The following is a 16331-nucleotide window of genomic DNA, read 5'->3' as shown; positions in this document are numbered from 1 at the left end:
CCCGCCCCCGCCTCCCCCCGCAAGAGCAGTGGAGCCCATGACCGCCCGCACGACCGGCCCCGCCCCGAGCCGCCGCACCCTCCGCCTGCCGTCCCGCCTGCCCGTCGACGGCTACGTCCTCGCCCTGCTCGGCACCGTCGCCCTCGCCGCACTGCTCCCCGCGTCCGGCGCCGCCGCGGACGTCGCGGAAGGCACCTCCACCGGCGCCGTGGCCCTCCTCTTCTTCCTCTACGGCGCCAGGCTCTCCACCAGCGAGGCCCTCGACGGCCTCAAGCACTGGCGGCTCCACCTCACCGTCCTCGGCAGCACCTTCCTGCTCTTCCCGCTCCTCGGACTCGCCGCCCGGGGCCTCGTCCCCACCGTGCTCACCCCCCAGCTCTACAGCGGCCTCCTCTTCCTCTGCCTGGTGCCCTCCACCATCCAGTCCTCCATCGCCTTCACCTCTCTCGCCCGCGGCAACGTCCCCGCGGCGATCTGCGCCGGCTCCTTCTCCTCCCTCGCCGGCATCGTCCTGACCCCGCTGCTCGCGGCACTGCTCCTCGGCGGCGGCGCCGGCGGCCTCTCCGCCGAGGGACTCCTGAGGATCGTGCTCCAGCTCCTCGTACCGTTCCTTCTCGGACAGTTCCTGCGCCGCTGGGTCGGCGGCTTCCTCGTCCGGCACAAGAAGGTCCTCGGACATGTCGACCGGGGCTCGATCCTCCTCGTCGTCTACACCGCCTTCAGCCAGGGAATGGTCGCGGGAATCTGGCACCTGGTGACCCCCGCCAGGCTCGGCCTGCTGCTCGCCGTCGAAGCCGTCCTCCTCGCGGCGATGCTGACCCTGACCTGGTACGGCGCCCGCCGCCTCGGCTTCGACCGGGCCGACCGGATCGCCATCCAGTTCGCCGGCTCGAAGAAGAGCCTGGCGGCAGGACTGCCGATGGCCAGCGTCCTCTTCGGCCCCCAGGCCGCGCTCGCCGTGCTCCCGCTGATGCTCTTCCACCAGATGCAGCTGATGGTCTGCGCGGTCATCGCGAAGCGCCGCGCACATGACACGGAGGCGGAGGAGGAGCGTCCGAGCACCCCCGTAGGCCGGATCACACCCCTGACCGGACCTCGGTGATCATCCGGGCCGCTACGGTGCTCCCATGCCCGCACTCGATCCCGGCCGCACCGCGCTCGTCCTCGTCGACCTCATGGAACGCATCGTCGCGCTCCCCCTCGCCCCCAGGCCAGGCACCGACGTCCTCGCCGCGGCCGCCCGGCTCGCCGACACCTTCCGCGCCGCCGGCGCCCCCGTCGTCCACATCCGGGTCGAGCGGCCCCACGTCGACCACCAGCCCTCCGGCAGCGAGCTCGTCCCCGACCTCGTCGAGGACGGCGACCCCGTCGTCGTCAAGCGCACCATCGGCGCCTTCCAGGACACCGGACTCCATGAGCTGCTCACCGGACTCGGCGCCACCACCCTCGTCATCGGCGGCATCGCCACCAACCTCGGCGTCGAGTCCACCGCCCGCGCCGCCTGCGACCACGGCTACGAGCTCGTCTTCGCCGAGGACGCCATGACCGCGCTCACCGCCGACGAGCACCACGCCTCCGTCGCCCTCGACTTCCCCCGCCTCGGCACCGTCGCCCCGGTCTCCGCGATCACCCTGGACGGCCCGGCATGACACCCGTCCCGATACGGTACGGGGCCCGCCCCTGCTCCCTCGTCGTCTGCCGCGGCTGCTGCTGCGGCGACGCCCGGAAGAACCCCGGCACCGACCACACCGGCCAGCTCGCCCGCCTCCGGGAGGCCGCCGCGGCCTCCGGCGGCCGGCTCGCCGTCCGCACCAGCGACTGCCTCGGACCCTGCGCCCAGGCCAACATCGTCGTCGTCCAGCCCTCCACCGAGGGCCGGCGGCGCGGCGGACGGGCCGCCTGGATCGCCTTCGCCCTGGACGAGGACTCCCTCGACGACATCCTCGCCTGGACGGCCGCCGGCGGCCCCGGCATCGCCCCGCCCCCGGCCACCCTCGCCCTCCAGATGATCGACCCGCCGAAGAACTGACCCCGCCCACGCCGCCCGCCCGACGCCGCGGAGGCCGTGCCGCGCCCGGGGCCTTGTCACGGTCGGCCAAGGGGTACGGGGGAATCTTGGTGGTTTACGTCACCCGTTACCCATCAGTCGCTGGCAAGACTGGGGAGTTCCTGCCGACGATCGAATCCCTAGGGGGTCCCGAGTATGACGGGCACTCGCATTGCCGCGCTCGGGCACTACCAGCCCGCCAAGGTGCTCACCAACCAGGACCTCGCGGAGCTGGTCGACACCGACGACGCCTGGATCACCAGCCGGGTCGGCATCCGCACCCGGCACGTCGCCGGCCCCGACGAGCCCGTCGACGAGCTCGCCGCGCACGCCGCGGGCAAGGCCCTGGCCACGGCCGGTCTCACCCCCGACGACATCGACCTGGTCCTCGTCGCCACCTCCACGGCCATCGACCGCTCGCCGAACACGGCCGCGCGCGTCGCCGCCCGCCTCGGCATGACCTCGCCCGCCACCATGGACCTCAACGTGGTCTGTGCCGGGTTCACGCACGCCCTGGCCACCGCCGACCACGCCGTACGGGCCGGAGGATCGCGCCGCGCCCTGGTGATCGGCGCCGACAAGATGACCGAGGTGGTCGACTGGACGGACCGCACCACCTGCGTCCTCGTCGGCGACGGCGCGGGCGCGGCGATCGTCGAGGCCACGGAGTCGGACACCGGCGGCATCGGGCCGGTCCTGTGGGGCTCGGTCCCCGAGATGGGCCACGCCGTCCGCATCGAGGGCACCCCTCCCCGCTTCGCGCAGGAGGGCCAGAGCGTCTACCGCTGGGCCACCCAGCAGCTGCCCGCCCTCGCCCGGCAGGCCTGCGAGCGGTCCGGCATCTCTCCCGAGGACCTCGCGGGCGTGGTCCTGCACCAGGCGAACCTGCGGATCATCGAGCCGCTCGCCGCGAAGATCGGTGCCGTCAACGCGATCGTCGCCCGCGACGTCGTCGACTCGGGCAACACCTCGGCCGCCTCGATCCCGCTGGCCCTGGCCAAACTGGTCGAGCGTGGCGAGCTGGCCTCCGGCGCCCCGGTCCTCCTCTTCGGCTTCGGCGGCAACCTCTCGTACGCGGGCCAGGTGATCAGGGTTCCGTGACGGGTCCGTCGTACGCGGGCCAGGTGATCAGGGTTCCGTGACGGGTCCGTCGTACGCGGGCCAGGTCGTCCGGGTTCCCTGACGGGCCTGGTGCGGCGGGGGCGGGGCCGCACCCGTCACGGGGCTCACCCACGGTGATGACCCGTTCGGCGGAGCCCGGTGGCGGCGTGCAGGGGGCGGACCTAGCTTCGATCGCGGTGAGGGTCGTCGCCTTTCCGGCACGGAATCGCTCCGCGGCCGGGCCCTCGCGGGATCTGGAGGACACCGCCATGCGCGCGATACGTGCCGCTTCCGCCGCCCTGCTGAGCGCCGCCGTCGTCGTCGCGGTCGCGCCGACGGCCCTGGCGGGCGAGAACGACCAGAACATCACGTCGTTCGGCTTCTCCGTCACCCCCGCGACGGTCGCCCCCGGCGGCACCGTCACCCTCACCTCCGACGGCTGCGAGACACCGTCGGTGACCGTGACCTCCGGCGTGTTCGACACGGTGACCCTCGACGAGGGCCGTCCGGGCACCGCGACCGTGGACGTCGACGCCAAGGCCGGCGCCCAGTACGAGATCACCTTCGACTGCAAGGGCGAGCGCGGCACCACCACCCTCACCATCGCCCAGGGCGGCACCGGCGGAAAGACGCCGGAGCACGAGAAGGGCATGCCCCCGGGAGCGCAGAAGGGCGTGAAGGCCGGCTACGGGACCGCCGCCTCCGGCGCGGACTCCGAGGGGCTCGGCGTGACCGAGGTGGTCACCGGCGTCCTGCTCATCGCCGGTGCGCTCGGCGCCGCCGTCGTGCTGACCCGCCGCCGCGACGCCGACGGCCGCGTCTGACACCGGGAACCGGGGGGCCACAGACGGCCCCTCCGTCCCGGTGTGACGAGGTCCGGGACGGAGGGGCGCCATGACCGCTTCGGCATCGCGGGCGCCGGCGCGAGGAGGAGAGTGGACGTGGGGCGGTCGGACGGTACGGGGAAGGGAACGCCGGACGGCAGGGAAGGGCCGGAGGGCACGGCGCGGTCGGACCGTGCCGGCCGGCCGGACGGTACGGGGCGGCGCGGCGCCTGGGGCGTCATCGCCGTCGTCCTCCTCATCGGCGTCCACCTCGTGCGCGGCGGTACGGAGGAGCTCCGGGCCGAGGGACCGCCGCAGCCCCTTGCCGCCGCCGCACCCGACGGCACCCGCGCGGCCGCCGCCCTCGCGCTGCCCGTACCCGATCCGCTTCCCCCGTCCACACCGGTCCGGGTCCGCGTACCGGCCGTCAGGATCGACGCCCCCGTCACGAACGTCGGACTCGACGCCGACGGCTGGATCGAGGCCCCGCCCCCCGAGGACAACCGGCTCGCGGGCTGGTTCACCGGTGCGGTCACCCCCGGCGAGCGCGGCACCGCCGTCGTCGTCGGCCATGTCGACACCCCCGGCGGGAGAGCCGTCTTCTACGACCTCGGCGCCCTTGCCAGGGGACACCGCGTGGAGATCGCGCGCCGCGACGGCCGGACCGCGGTCTTCGCCGTGTACGGGGTGGAGGTCGTCCCCAAGGAGGGCTTCCCCGCCGCGCGGGTCTACGGCGACGCCGGCGTCCCCGAACTCCGTCTGATCACCTGCGGCGGCACCTTCACCGAGGAGAACGGCTACGCGGGCAACGTGGTCGTCTCGGCCCGCCTGGTCGACGTCCGCTGAGCGCCACGACCACCCGCGCCCCGCCCCTTCTCCCTTCAGGACCCCGCCTTTGTCCCCACTCGGGAAAAAGTCGGGGTCGATTCATGCTCATCTTCTTCCCACCCTCGTACGCCGCTGCTACGTTCCCCTCGAAAGCCCGCAGACGAGCGTGTGCGAGAGGGAGGGGCGCGTGAGACGCATGACGGCACGACCTGCCAACCGGCATCAGGCGCGACTCCTCAGGCTGTTGCGCGACGGAGGACCCAACTCCCGCGCCCAGCTGGGAGATCAGATCGATCTCTCCCGCTCCAAACTCGCCGTCGAGGTCGACCGGCTCCTGGAGACCGGTCTCGTCGTCGCCGACGGCCTCGCCGCCTCCCGCGGCGGCCGTCGCTCGCACAACATCCGACTCGCGCCCGAACTCCGCTTCCTCGGCATCGACATCGGCGCCACCTCCATCGACGTCGCCGTCACCAACGCCGAGTTGGAGGTGCTCGGGCACCTCAACCACCCCATGGACGTCCGCGAGGGCCCCGTCGCCGTCTTCGAACAGGCCCTGTCGATGGCGGCGAAGCTCCGCTCCACGGGACTCGCGGAAGGCTTCGACGGCGCCGGCATCGGCGTCCCCGGACCCGTCCGCTTCCCCGAGGGCGTCCCCGTCGCACCTCCGATCATGCCCGGCTGGGACGGCTTCCCCGTGCGGGAGGCACTCAGCCAGGAACTCGGCTGCCCCGTCATGGTCGACAACGACGTGAACCTCATGGCCATGGGGGAGCAGCACGCCGGCGTCGCCCGCTCCGTCGGCGACTTCCTCTGCGTCAAGATCGGCACCGGCATCGGCTGCGGCATCGTCGTCGGCGGAGAGGTCTACCGCGGTACGACGGGCAGCGCGGGCGACATCGGGCACATCCAGGTCGAACCCGACGGGCGTCCCTGTGCCTGCGGCAACAACGGCTGTCTGGAAGCCCACTTCAGCGGCGCCGCCCTCGCCCGTGACGCCGAGGACGCGGCGCGCGGCGGCCGATCGGAGGAGCTCGCCGCCCGGCTCGCGGCGGCCGGGCACCTCACCGCCGCCGACGTCGCCGCGGCGGCGGCCGCGGGCGACGCCACCTCGCTCGCCCTCATCCGTGAGGGCGGCAACCGGGTCGGGCAGGTCATCGCCGGACTCGTCAGCTTCTTCAACCCCGGTCTGGTGGTGATCGGCGGCGGCGTCACCGGCCTCGGTCACAACCTCCTCGCCAGTGTCCGCACCCAGGTCTACCGGCAGTCGCTGCCCCTGGCCACCGGCAACCTCCCCATCGTCCTCGGAGAACTGGGCCAGACCGCCGGCGTCACCGGCGCGGCCCGCCTCATCAGCGACCACCTCTTCTCCCCGGCGTAACCCGCCGTGTAGTTCCGCGGCTCCGCCGCCGGTGTGTGGGCATACGTTCCGCCCGGGGGTCCCCCTGGACGTACTCCTCGGGGGAGGAACGCGTGGGCACACACCACCCACGGCCCGCACCCGCCCGCCCACCTCCGCACCCACTCGCCCAGGCGCCCGCGCACGCGCACCCCGCGCACACACCCGCACCCGCACCCGCCGAGGGGACCTCCGTCATGCCCCAAGACCCCGCGCCCCAAGACCACCCACCCCTGCTCACCATGCATCGCATCACCAAATCCTTCCCCGGCGTCCGAGCCCTCGACGGCGTCGACCTCGAGGTCGCCCCCGGCGAAGTCCACTGCCTCCTCGGCCAGAACGGTGCCGGCAAGTCCACCCTCATCAAGGTCCTCGCCGGCGCCCACCAGCCCGACGCGGGCAGCATCACCTGGAACGGCGAGCCCGTACGGCTCCGTTCACCGATCGCCGCCGTCCGCCTCGGCATCGCCACCATCTACCAGGAACTCGACCTCGTCGAAGGCCTCTCCGTCGCCGAGAACGTCCATCTCGGCCACGAACCCACCACCGCGGGATTCGTCCGCTCCCGCGCCGCGCGGGCGACCACCGCCGCACTCCTGGAACGCCTCGGCCACCCCGAGATCGACCCGGGCCGACGCGTCGGAGCCCTCTCCGCCGCCCAGCGGCAGATCGTCTCCATGGCCCGCGCCCTCTCCCACGACGTACGCCTCATCGTCATGGACGAACCCTCCGCCGCGCTCGACCCCGACGAGGTCGCCAACCTCTTCCGGATCGTCGCCGACCTCACCGCCGACGGCGTCGCCGTCGTCTACATCTCGCACCGCCTGGAGGAGATCCGTCGCATCGGCGACCGCGTCACCGTCCTCAAGGACGGCCGGGCCGTCGCCCGGGGACTGCCCGCCGCGACCACCCCGACCCGTGAGGTCGTCGCCCTCATGACCGGCCGGGACGTCCCGTACGTCTTCCCCGAACGGCCCGCCCGCCCCCCGGCCGGCGCACCCGTCCTCCAGGTCCGGGGTCTCGCCAGAAAGGGGGAGTTCGAGGCGCTCGACCTCGAACTGCGCCCCGGTGAGATCGTCGGCCTCGCCGGACTCGTCGGCTCCGGCCGCTCCGAGATCCTGGAGACCGTCTACGGAGCGCGGCGGCCCACCGCCGGCCGGGTCCTCGTCGACGGACGTCCCCTGCGCCCCGGCAGCGTCCCCGCCGCCGTCGCCGCCGGGCTCGGCCTCGCCCCCGAGGAACGCAAGGCGCAGGGCCTGCTCCTCCTCGAATCCGTCACCCGCAACGTCTCCGTCTCCTCCCTCGCCCGCTTCTCCCGGGCCGGCTGGATCGACCGCCCCACCGAACGCGAGACCGCGAGGACCGCCACCCGCGCGCTCTCGCTCCGCCCCGACCTCCCCGACGCCCCCGTCCGCACCCTCTCCGGCGGCAACCAGCAGAAGGCCGTCCTCGCCCGCTGGCTGCTGCGCGGCTGCCGCGTCCTCCTCCTCGACGAACCCACCCGAGGGGTCGACGTCGGCGCCCGCGCCGAGCTGTACGCGGTCATCCGCGGCCTCGCCGACGAGGGTCTCGCCGTCCTCCTCGTCTCCAGCGAGGTCCCCGAGGTCCTCGGCCTCGCCGACCGCGTCCTGGTGCTCCGCGAAGGCCGTGTCGTCCACCGGGCGCCCGCCCGAGACCTCGACGAACACCGCGTACTCGACCTCGTGATGGAAGGGAGCCCGGTCGCATGACGCTCACCACCCCCGCCAAGGCGCCGTCGGAGGAGAGACGGTGGCGTGCGCTCGGCCTCCGGGCCGACGTCCGCAACCTGTCCCTGCTCGGCGTCCTCGCCGCCCTGATCACCGTCGGCGGTCTCACCCGGCCCGCCGAGTTCCTCGCCACCTCCAACCTGCAACTCGTCCTGACGCAGGCGTCCGTGATCGGCGTCGTCACCGTCGGCATGACCTTCGTCATCACCAGCGGCGGCATCGACCTCTCCGTCGGCGCGATCGTCGCCCTCGCCTCCGTCTGGGCCACCACCCTCGCCACCCAGGAGTTCGGCTTCGCCGGCATCCTCTTCACGGCGGTCGTCGTCGGACTCGGCTGCGGCCTCGTGAACGGCGTCCTCGTCGCGTACGGCCGCATGGTCCCCTTCATCGCCACCCTCGCGATGCTGGCCTCGGCCCGCGGTCTCGCCCTCCAGATCACCGACGGCAGGACCCAGATCGTCACCGTCCCCTCGGTGCTCGACCTCGGCGTCCCCGACTCCTACGTCTTCGGCATCCCGCCGCTCGTCCTGGTCTTCGCCGCCGTCACCGTCGCCGGATGGCTGCTGCTCAACCGCACCACCTTCGGCCGCCGCACGATCGCCGTCGGGGGAAACCCGGAGGCCGCCCGCCTCGCCGGCATCGACGTACGACGCCAGCGGCTCCTCCTCTATCTGCTCTCCGGACTGTGCTGCGGCATCGCCGCCTTCCTGCTCGTCGTGCTCTCCGGCTCCGGCCAGAACACCAACGGCAACCTGTACGAGCTCGACGCCATCGCCGCCGCCATCATCGGCGGCACCCTCCTCAGCGGCGGCCGAGGCACCATCGTCGGCTCCGTCCTCGGCGTCCTCGTCTTCACCACCATCACCAACATCTTCGCCCTCAACAACCTGCAGAGCGACGTCCAGCAGATCGCCAAGGGCGCGATCATCGTGGCCGCCGTCCTGGTCCAGCGCCGCACCGCCCGCGACGGCGACACCTGACCGGACGCCCCTCCGCACCCGCCCCTTTCACCACCACCCCTCGGAAGGGATCCACCGCCATGCCCGAAACCAGCCGCAGACACCTCCTCCTCGGCGGCGCGGCCGTCTCCGCCGGCGCCCTGCTCACCGCCTGCACCAGCAACGAACCGAAGGCCACCGGGAACCAGGCCCCCGCCGCGAGCGCCGGCCCCGCCGCCGACGACAGGCCCGGCACCCCCGTCACCATCGGCTTCGCCGGCCCGCAGGCCGACCACGGCTGGCTCAACGCCATCAACCAGAACGCCAAGGACCGGGCGAAGAAGTACTCCGACGTCACCCTGGAGATCACCGAGGGCTCCAACGACACCGCCGCCCAGATCGGCCAGGTCCAGACCCTCATCAACAAGAAGGTCGACGTCCTCGTCATCCTCCCCGCCGACGGCAAGGCCCTCACCCAGGTCGGCCTCCAGGCCATGAAGGCCGGCATCCCCGTCATCAACCTCGACCGGATCTTCGCCTCCCCGCAGGCCTACCGCTGCTGGATCGGCGGCGACAACTACGGCATGGGCCTCAACGCCGGCAACTTCATCGGCGAACAGCTCAAGGACAAGCCGAACGCCACCGTCATCGAACTCGCCGGCATGGACAGCCTCGAACTCACCAAGCAGCGCACCCAGGGCTTCGACGACGCCCTCAAGAACTACCCCAACATCCGCAAGGTCGCCCGCCAGGCCGCCGACTTCACCGTCGAGTCCGGCCAGGCCAAGATGGCCCAACTCCTCCAGGCCCAACCGAAGTTCGACGCGCTCTGGAACCACGACGACGACCAGGGCGTCGGTGCGCTGCGGGCCATCGCCCAGGCCGGCCGCAAGGACTTCCTCATGGTCGGCGGCGCCGGAGCCAGGTCCGCCATGGACGCCATCAAGGCCGACGGCAGCGTCCTCAAGGCCACCGTCCTCTACCCGCCGACCATGGCCGCCTCCGCGATCGACCTCGCCCGCGCCCTCGGCCAGAAGAAGGGGATCGGCGGCATGGCCGAGCTGGAGATCCCCGCCTCGATCACCCTCTACTCGGCCGTCGTCACCAAGGACAACGTCGACGAGTACCTGCCCACCGGCTTCAACTGACCGGCCCCGAAACCGGGCGGTCCGACCGGACCGGCTCCCGGGCGGTCCGACCGCCCCCGGGAGCAGCACCTCGCCGCACCACGAAACGGAGGAACCGTATGGAACAGACGGAGAGCGGGGCCGCACCGCCGACGCTCGGCGTCGGCATGGTCGGCTACGCGTTCATGGGAGCCGCCCACTCGCAGGGCTGGCGCACCGCGGGCCGCGTCTTCGACCTGCCGCTGCGGCCCGTCCTCGCCGCCGTCGCAGGCCGTGACGCCACCGCCGTCCGGGCCGCCGCCCGCCGGCACGGCTGGGCCGCCGCCGAGACCGACTGGCGCGCCCTGATCGCCCGCGACGACGTCCAGCTCGTCGACGTCTGCACCCCCGGCGACAGCCATGCGGAGATCGCCGTCGCCGCCCTGGAGGCCGGCAAGCACGTCCTGTGCGAGAAGCCCCTCGCCAACTCGGTCGCCGAGGCCGAGACGATGGCGGCGGCCGCCGAGGCCGCCGCCGCCCGGGGCCAGATCGCCATGGTCGGCTTCAACTACCGCCGGGTGCCCGCTCTCACGTACGCGCGCGGACTCGTGGCGGACGGGCGGCTCGGCGCCCTGCGGCACGTCCGGGTCAGCTACCTCCAGGACTGGCTGGTCGACCCCGCCTTCCCGCTGACCTGGCGCCTGGAACGCGAACACGCCGGCTCCGGCGCCCTCGGCGACCTGGGGGCGCACGCCGTCGACCTCGCCCAGTACCTGACGGGGGAGCTCCTCGTCGGTGTGTCGGCGCTCACCGAGACCTTCGTACGGAAGCGGCCGCTGCTCGCGGGCACCGGCGCGGGCGGTCTCGGCGGGGGAGCGGGCTCCGAGGCGTACGGGCAGGTCACCGTCGACGACGCGGCCCTGTTCACCGGTCGGCTCACCTCCGGGGCGCTCGCCTCCTTCGAGGCCACCCGGATGGCCGCCGGCCGCAAGAACGCGCTGCGCCTTGAGCTCAACGGGGAGTGCGGCTCGCTCGCCTTCGACCTGGAGCGGCTCAACGAGCTGTCCTTCCACGACCACACCGAACCGGCCGTCTCGGCGGGCTTCCGCCGCATCCTGGTGACCGAACCCGACCACCCGTACCTGGAGGGCTGGTGGCCGCCCGGCCACGGACTCGGTTACGAGCACACCTTCGTCCACCAGGCCCGCGACCTGGTCCACGCCGTCGCGACCGGCACCGCCCCGACGCCGTCCTTCGCCGACGGCCTCCAGGTGCAGCGGGTCCTGGCCGCCGTGGAGGACAGCGCCCGGAACAACGCCGTCTACACCGCCGTACCCACCTAGGAGGCTGCCGCCCGTGCCCCGACCCTTCACGCTCTTCACCGGCCAGTGGGCCGACCTGCCCCTGGAGGAGGTCTGCCGGCTCGCCCGAGACTTCGGCTACGACGGCCTCGAACTCGCCTGCTGGGGCGACCACTTCGAGGTCGACAGGGCCCTCGCCGACCCCGCGTACGTCAAGGGCAGGCGCGAGCTGCTCGACGCGTACGGACTGAAGTGCTGGGCGATCTCCAACCATCTGGTGGGACAGGCCGTCTGCGACCATCCGATCGACGAGCGCCACCAGGCGATCGTGCCCGCCCGGATCTGGGGCGACGGAGACGCCGAGGGCGTACGGCGGCGGGCCGCCCGCGAGCTCGCGGACACCGCGCGGGCCGCGGCGGCCCTCGGCGTCGACACCGTCGTCGGCTTCACCGGCTCCTCCATCTGGCACCTGGTGGCGATGTTCCCGCCGGTCCCCGAGCGCATGGTCGAGCGCGGCTTCGAGGACTTCGCGGAGCGGTGGAACCCGATCCTCGACGTCTTCGACGCCGAAGGGGTGCGCTTCGCCCACGAGGTGCACCCCAGCGAGATCGCCTACGACTACTGGACCACCCAACGGGCCCTCGACGCGGTCGGACGGCGACCGGCCTTCGGGCTGAACTTCGACCCCAGCCACTTCGTGTGGCAGGACCTCGACCCCGTCGGCTTCCTCTGGGACTTCCGCGACCGGATCTACCACGTGGACTGCAAGGAGGCCCGCAAACGGCTCGACGGCCGCAACGGACGGCTCGGCTCCCATCTGCCCTGGGGCGACCCGAGGCGCGGCTGGGACTTCGTCTCCGCCGGCCACGGCGACGTGCCCTGGGAGGACGTCTTCCGGATGCTCCGGTCGATCGGCTACGCGGGGCCCGTCTCCGTGGAATGGGAGGACGCCGGCATGGACCGGCTGACCGGCGCTCCCGAGGCGCTCTCCTTCCTCAAGCGGTACGACTTCGACCCGCCGGCGGCCTCCTTCGACGCCGCCTTCGGGAGCGGCGACTGAGCTGAACGCGCAGGTCCGTGCCGGGCGGCCGCGGTGCCGCCGGGCCGGTCCGGCGCGCCCGCGGAAGGCTTTGTCCTCTCGCGGGGAGAAGTTCGACCGCACCGGTGCACAAGGGCTTTCCGCGCTGGACGAACCCGGCTACGGTCCCTGATGTGTACATGACGTAAAACCCTGTTGAGCGACCAGCGTGACGGCGCACGCCGGTCCCCGGACACCCCGCACACCCGGCCCATCTCCGGAGGACACCCGTGCACAGAGAACGCCCCCGAGCCAGGAAGACACTCGCCCTCCTCACCGTCGGACTGCTCGCCCTCGGCGCCCCCCAGACCCTCGCCGCCGAGACCGACACCACCACCTCCACCGCCGAGGAATTCCAGCAGGTCACCCTCGCCAAAGGCGGCGAAGAAGTCGGCGAACCCATGTCCCTCGTCGTACTCCCCGACCGCAGCGTCCTGCACACCGACCGCGGCGGCGAACTCCGCCGCACCGACGCCGCCGGCAACACCACCGTCATCGGCACCGTCCCCGTCTACTCCCACGACGAAGAAGGCCTCCAAGGCATCGGCCTCGACCCCGACTTCGCCCACAACAGAGCCCTCTACCTCTACTACGCCCCACCCCTCGACACCCCCGCCGGAGACGCCCCCGAGAACGGCACCCCCGCCGAACTCGCCCCCTACGACGGCGTCAACCGCCTCTCCCGCTTCACGCTGAAAGCCGACGGCACCCTCGACAACGCCAGCGAGAAGAAGGTCATCGACATCCCCGCCACCCGCGGCATCTGCTGCCACGTCGGCGGCGACATCGACTTCGACGCCCAGGGCAACCTCTACCTGTCGACCGGCGACGACTCCAACCCCTTCGCCTCCGACGGCTACACCCCCATCGACGAACGCCCCGGCCGCAACCCCGCCTTCGACGCCCGCCGCACCTCGGGCAACACCAACGACCTCCGCGGCAAGATCCTCCGCATCAAGGTCGCCGACGACGGCACCTACACCATCCCCGAAGGCAACCTCTTCGCCCCCGGCACCGCGAAGACCCGCCCCGAGATCTACGCCATGGGCTTCCGCAACCCCTTCCGCTTCAGCGTCGACAAGCCCACCGGCATCCTCTACGTCGGCGACTACGGCCCCGACGCCGGCGCCGCCGACCCCCGGCGCGGCCCCGCAGGACAGGTCGAGTTCGCCCGCGTCACCAAACCCGGCAACTTCGGCTGGCCCTTCTGCACCGGCGACAACGAGCCCTACGTCGACTACGACTTCGCCACCAAGGCTTCCGGCGCCACCTACGACTGCGGCGCCCTCACGAACGACTCCCCGCACAACACCGGACTCGTCGACCTGCCCCCCGCCGAACCCGCCTGGATCCCCTACAACGGCGGATCCCTCCCCGAGTTCGGCACCGGCTCCGAGTCCCCCATGGGCGGCCCCGTCTACCGCTACGACCCCGCCAACACGTCCCCGGTGAAGTTCCCGGAGGCGTACGACGGAGACTTCTTCGCCGGAGAGTTCGGCCGCCGCTGGATCAAGCGCATCGACCACGACGCCGACGGCACCGTCCGGTCCATCAACCCCGTCCCCTGGACCGGCACCCAGGTCATGGACACCGCCTTCGGCCCCGACGGCGCCCTCTACGTCCTCGACTACGGCACCGCCTGGTTCGGCGGCGACCACAACGCGGGCCTCTACCGCATCGAGAACGCCACCGGCGGACGCTCCCCGGTCGCCGAAGCGAGCGCGAACAAGACCTCCGGCACCGCCCCCCTGAAGATCACCTTCTCCTCCGCCGGCACCACCGACGGCGACGGCGACACCCTCACCTACAGCTGGGACTTCGGCGACGGCGGCACCTCGACCGCCGCCAACCCGACGTACACCTACCGCAAGAACGGCACCTACACGGCGACCGTGACGGCGAAGGACGGCAGCGGCCGCACCGGCTCCGCCTCCGTACACGTCGTCGTCGGCAACACCGCCCCCAAGGTCACCCTCCGACTCCCCGCCGAAGGAGCCCTCTTCACCTTCGGCGACGACATCCCCTTCAAGGTGGACGTCACCGACCCCGAAGACGGCACCATCGACTGCACCAAGGTCAAGGTCACCTACGTCCTCGGCCACGACAGCCACGGCCACCCCGTCACCTCCGCCAACGGCTGCACCGGCACCATCAAGACCTCCGCCGACGGCGGCCACGACGACGACGCCAACATCTTCGCCGTCTTCGACGCCGAGTACACCGACGGCGGAGGCGGCGGCCAGGCCGCCCTCACCACCCACGACCAGGCCAAACTCCAGCCCCGACACCGCCAGGCCGAACACTTCGACGCCCAGCACGGCGTCAGCGTGATCGACAAGGCCCCGGCGAACGGCGGCCGGACCGTCGGCGACATCCACGACGGCGACTGGATCTCCCTCAAGCCCTACAACCTGAGCGGATCCACCAAGCTCACCGCCCGTGTCTCCTCCGGCGGCGCCGGCGGCTTCCTCGAAGTCCGCACCGGCTCACCGACCGGCCCCCTCCACGGCTCCGCGCCCGTGCCCGTCACCGGCGGCTGGGAGACCTTCCAGGACATCGACGTACCCCTGCGCAACGTACCGCGCAGGACCACCGAACTCTTCCTCGTCTTCAAGGGCGGCGCAGGCGCGCTCTACGACATCGACGACTTCACCCTCTCCAACACCCCGGTGAACAAGGCCGCCAAGCGCGTCCTCGTCTTCTCCCGCACCGCCGGCTTCCGCCACGACTCCATCCCCACCGGAATCGCCGCCCTCAAGGAAATCGGCGCCGGCAGCGACATCACCGTCGACGCCACCGAAGAACCCCGCCAGTTCACCACCACCAACCTCGCCCGCTACGACGCCGTCGTCTTCCTCTCCACCACCGGCGACGTCCTCGACAACGAACAACAGACCGCCTTCGAGAACTACGTCTCCACCGGCGGCGGATACCTGGGTATCCACGCCGCCGCCGACACCGAATACGACTGGAGCTTCTACGGCGGACTCGTCGGAGCCCACTTCAAGTCCCACCCCCACATCCAGCCCGCCACCGTCCGCGTCGAGGACCACGACCACCCGGCCACCGCACATATCGACGGCCCCTGGCAGCGCACCGACGAGTGGTACGACTACCGCACCAACCCCCGCGGCCAGGCCCGCATCCTCGCCACCCTCGACGAGACCACCTACCAGGGCGGCACCATGAAGGGCGACCACCCCATCGCCTGGTGCCAGACCTATGGCGGCGGCCGCTCCTTCTACACCGGCGGCGGCCACACCAAGGAGTCGTACGCCGAACCCGCCTTCCGGCAACACCTCCTCGGCGGACTCCAGTACGCCACCGGGCAGGTCAAGGCCGACTGCCGCCCCCGCACCGGCTACCGCGACCTCTTCAACGGCGAGACCCACGAAGGCTGGAAGCAGGCAGGACCCGGCGGATTCGACATCACCGACCGCGAACTCCGCTCCACCGGCGGCATGGGCATGCTCTGGTACCAGGCCAAGGAATTCCGGTCCTACTCCCTCACCCTCGACTGGAAACTCACCGGCGACGACAACTCCGGCATCTTCGTCGGCTTCCCCGCATCCGACGACCCCTGGTCCGCCGTGAACAACGGCTACGAGATCCAGATCGACGCCACCGACACCCCCGACCGCACCACCGGAGCCGTCTACGGCTTCAAGTCGGCCGACCTCAAGGCCCGCGACCAGGCCCTCCGCCCGCCCGGCCAGTGGAACACCTACGAACTCCGCGTCCAGGGCGAACGCCTCCAGGTCTTCCTCAACGGCACCAAGATCAACGACTTCACCAACACCGACCCGGCCCGCAGCCTCACCAGCGGCCACATCGGCATCCAGAACCACGGAGCCGGAGACCACGCCGCCTTCCGCGACATCCGGATCAAGGAGCTCCCCTCCTGACGGGAGCCCCACCCAGCCGACGGTGGGCGGGGAGGCGCCGTACCCCCCGCCCACCGTCA

Annotated in this window: 13 protein-coding genes; all 13 read left to right on the top strand. The window is 72.1% G+C overall.

Annotated elements, in window-relative coordinates; all coding sequences use genetic code 11:
- The first annotated feature begins 37 nt into the window (after window positions 1-37).
- The 13 genes from ACZ4VK_RS11710 (at window position 38) to ACZ4VK_RS11650 (ending at window position 16272) form a co-directional block, all read left to right on the top strand.
- Window positions 38-1102: a bile acid:sodium symporter family protein gene (locus ACZ4VK_RS11710; RefSeq protein ID WP_468351040.1), complete on the top strand. Its 1065-nt coding sequence runs from the start codon at window positions 38-40 to the stop codon at window positions 1100-1102.
- Between the two features lie 25 nt (window positions 1103-1127).
- The gene (locus tag ACZ4VK_RS11705) at window positions 1128-1649 is read left to right on the top strand and encodes an isochorismatase family protein (RefSeq protein WP_468351038.1); all 522 of its coding nucleotides are present in this window, start codon (window positions 1128-1130) and stop codon (window positions 1647-1649) included.
- The gene (locus ACZ4VK_RS11700; protein ID WP_468351036.1) at window positions 1646-2029 is read left to right on the top strand and encodes a (2Fe-2S) ferredoxin domain-containing protein; all 384 of its coding nucleotides are present in this window, start codon (window positions 1646-1648) and stop codon (window positions 2027-2029) included. Before ACZ4VK_RS11705 ends, ACZ4VK_RS11700 begins: the two co-directional genes overlap by 4 nt.
- A 174-nt stretch (window positions 2030-2203) precedes the next feature.
- A complete protein-coding gene (locus ACZ4VK_RS11695; RefSeq protein ID WP_468351034.1) occupies window positions 2204-3148 on the top strand; it encodes a beta-ketoacyl-ACP synthase III in 945 nt (314 codons plus the stop codon).
- Window positions 3149-3417: 269 nt separating this feature from the next.
- Window positions 3418-3972 carry a cupredoxin domain-containing protein gene (locus ACZ4VK_RS11690; RefSeq protein WP_468351032.1) on the top strand — a complete coding sequence of 185 codons (555 nt, stop codon included), beginning with the start codon at window positions 3418-3420 and terminating at the stop codon, window positions 3970-3972.
- A 117-nt stretch (window positions 3973-4089) separates the two neighbouring features.
- Window positions 4090-4818: a class F sortase gene (locus ACZ4VK_RS11685; protein ID WP_468351030.1), complete on the top strand. Its 729-nt coding sequence runs from the start codon at window positions 4090-4092 to the stop codon at window positions 4816-4818.
- Between the two features lie 178 nt (window positions 4819-4996).
- Entirely contained in the window at window positions 4997-6178 is a 1182-nt protein-coding gene (locus ACZ4VK_RS11680) for an ROK family transcriptional regulator (protein ID WP_468351028.1), read from the top strand.
- Window positions 6179-6438: 260 nt separating this feature from the next.
- Entirely contained in the window at window positions 6439-7926 is a 1488-nt protein-coding gene (locus ACZ4VK_RS11675) for a sugar ABC transporter ATP-binding protein (RefSeq protein WP_468351026.1), read from the top strand.
- Window positions 7923-8924, top strand: a complete 1002-nt coding sequence (locus ACZ4VK_RS11670; protein WP_468351025.1) for an ABC transporter permease — start codon at window positions 7923-7925, stop codon at window positions 8922-8924. Before ACZ4VK_RS11675 ends, ACZ4VK_RS11670 begins: the two co-directional genes overlap by 4 nt.
- A gap of 59 nt (window positions 8925-8983) precedes the next feature.
- Window positions 8984-10030, top strand: a complete 1047-nt coding sequence (locus tag ACZ4VK_RS11665) for a substrate-binding domain-containing protein (protein WP_468351023.1) — start codon at window positions 8984-8986, stop codon at window positions 10028-10030.
- A gap of 98 nt (window positions 10031-10128) precedes the next feature.
- Window positions 10129-11331, top strand: coding sequence for a Gfo/Idh/MocA family protein (locus ACZ4VK_RS11660; RefSeq protein WP_468351021.1), 1203 nt, complete (start codon window positions 10129-10131; stop codon window positions 11329-11331).
- 13 nt (window positions 11332-11344) lie between these two features.
- On the top strand, window positions 11345-12349 hold the full coding sequence (locus tag ACZ4VK_RS11655) for a sugar phosphate isomerase/epimerase family protein (RefSeq protein ID WP_468351019.1): 1005 nt from the start codon (window positions 11345-11347) through the stop codon (window positions 12347-12349).
- A 248-nt stretch (window positions 12350-12597) separates the two neighbouring features.
- On the top strand, window positions 12598-16272 hold the full coding sequence (locus tag ACZ4VK_RS11650) for a ThuA domain-containing protein (RefSeq protein ID WP_468351018.1): 3675 nt from the start codon (window positions 12598-12600) through the stop codon (window positions 16270-16272).
- Window positions 16273-16331 lie beyond the last annotated feature (59 nt).

The sequence above is a fragment of the Streptomyces sp. NPDC028711 genome (genome assembly GCF_055565415.1).
This window is presented reverse-complemented; position numbering and strand designations above follow the sequence as displayed.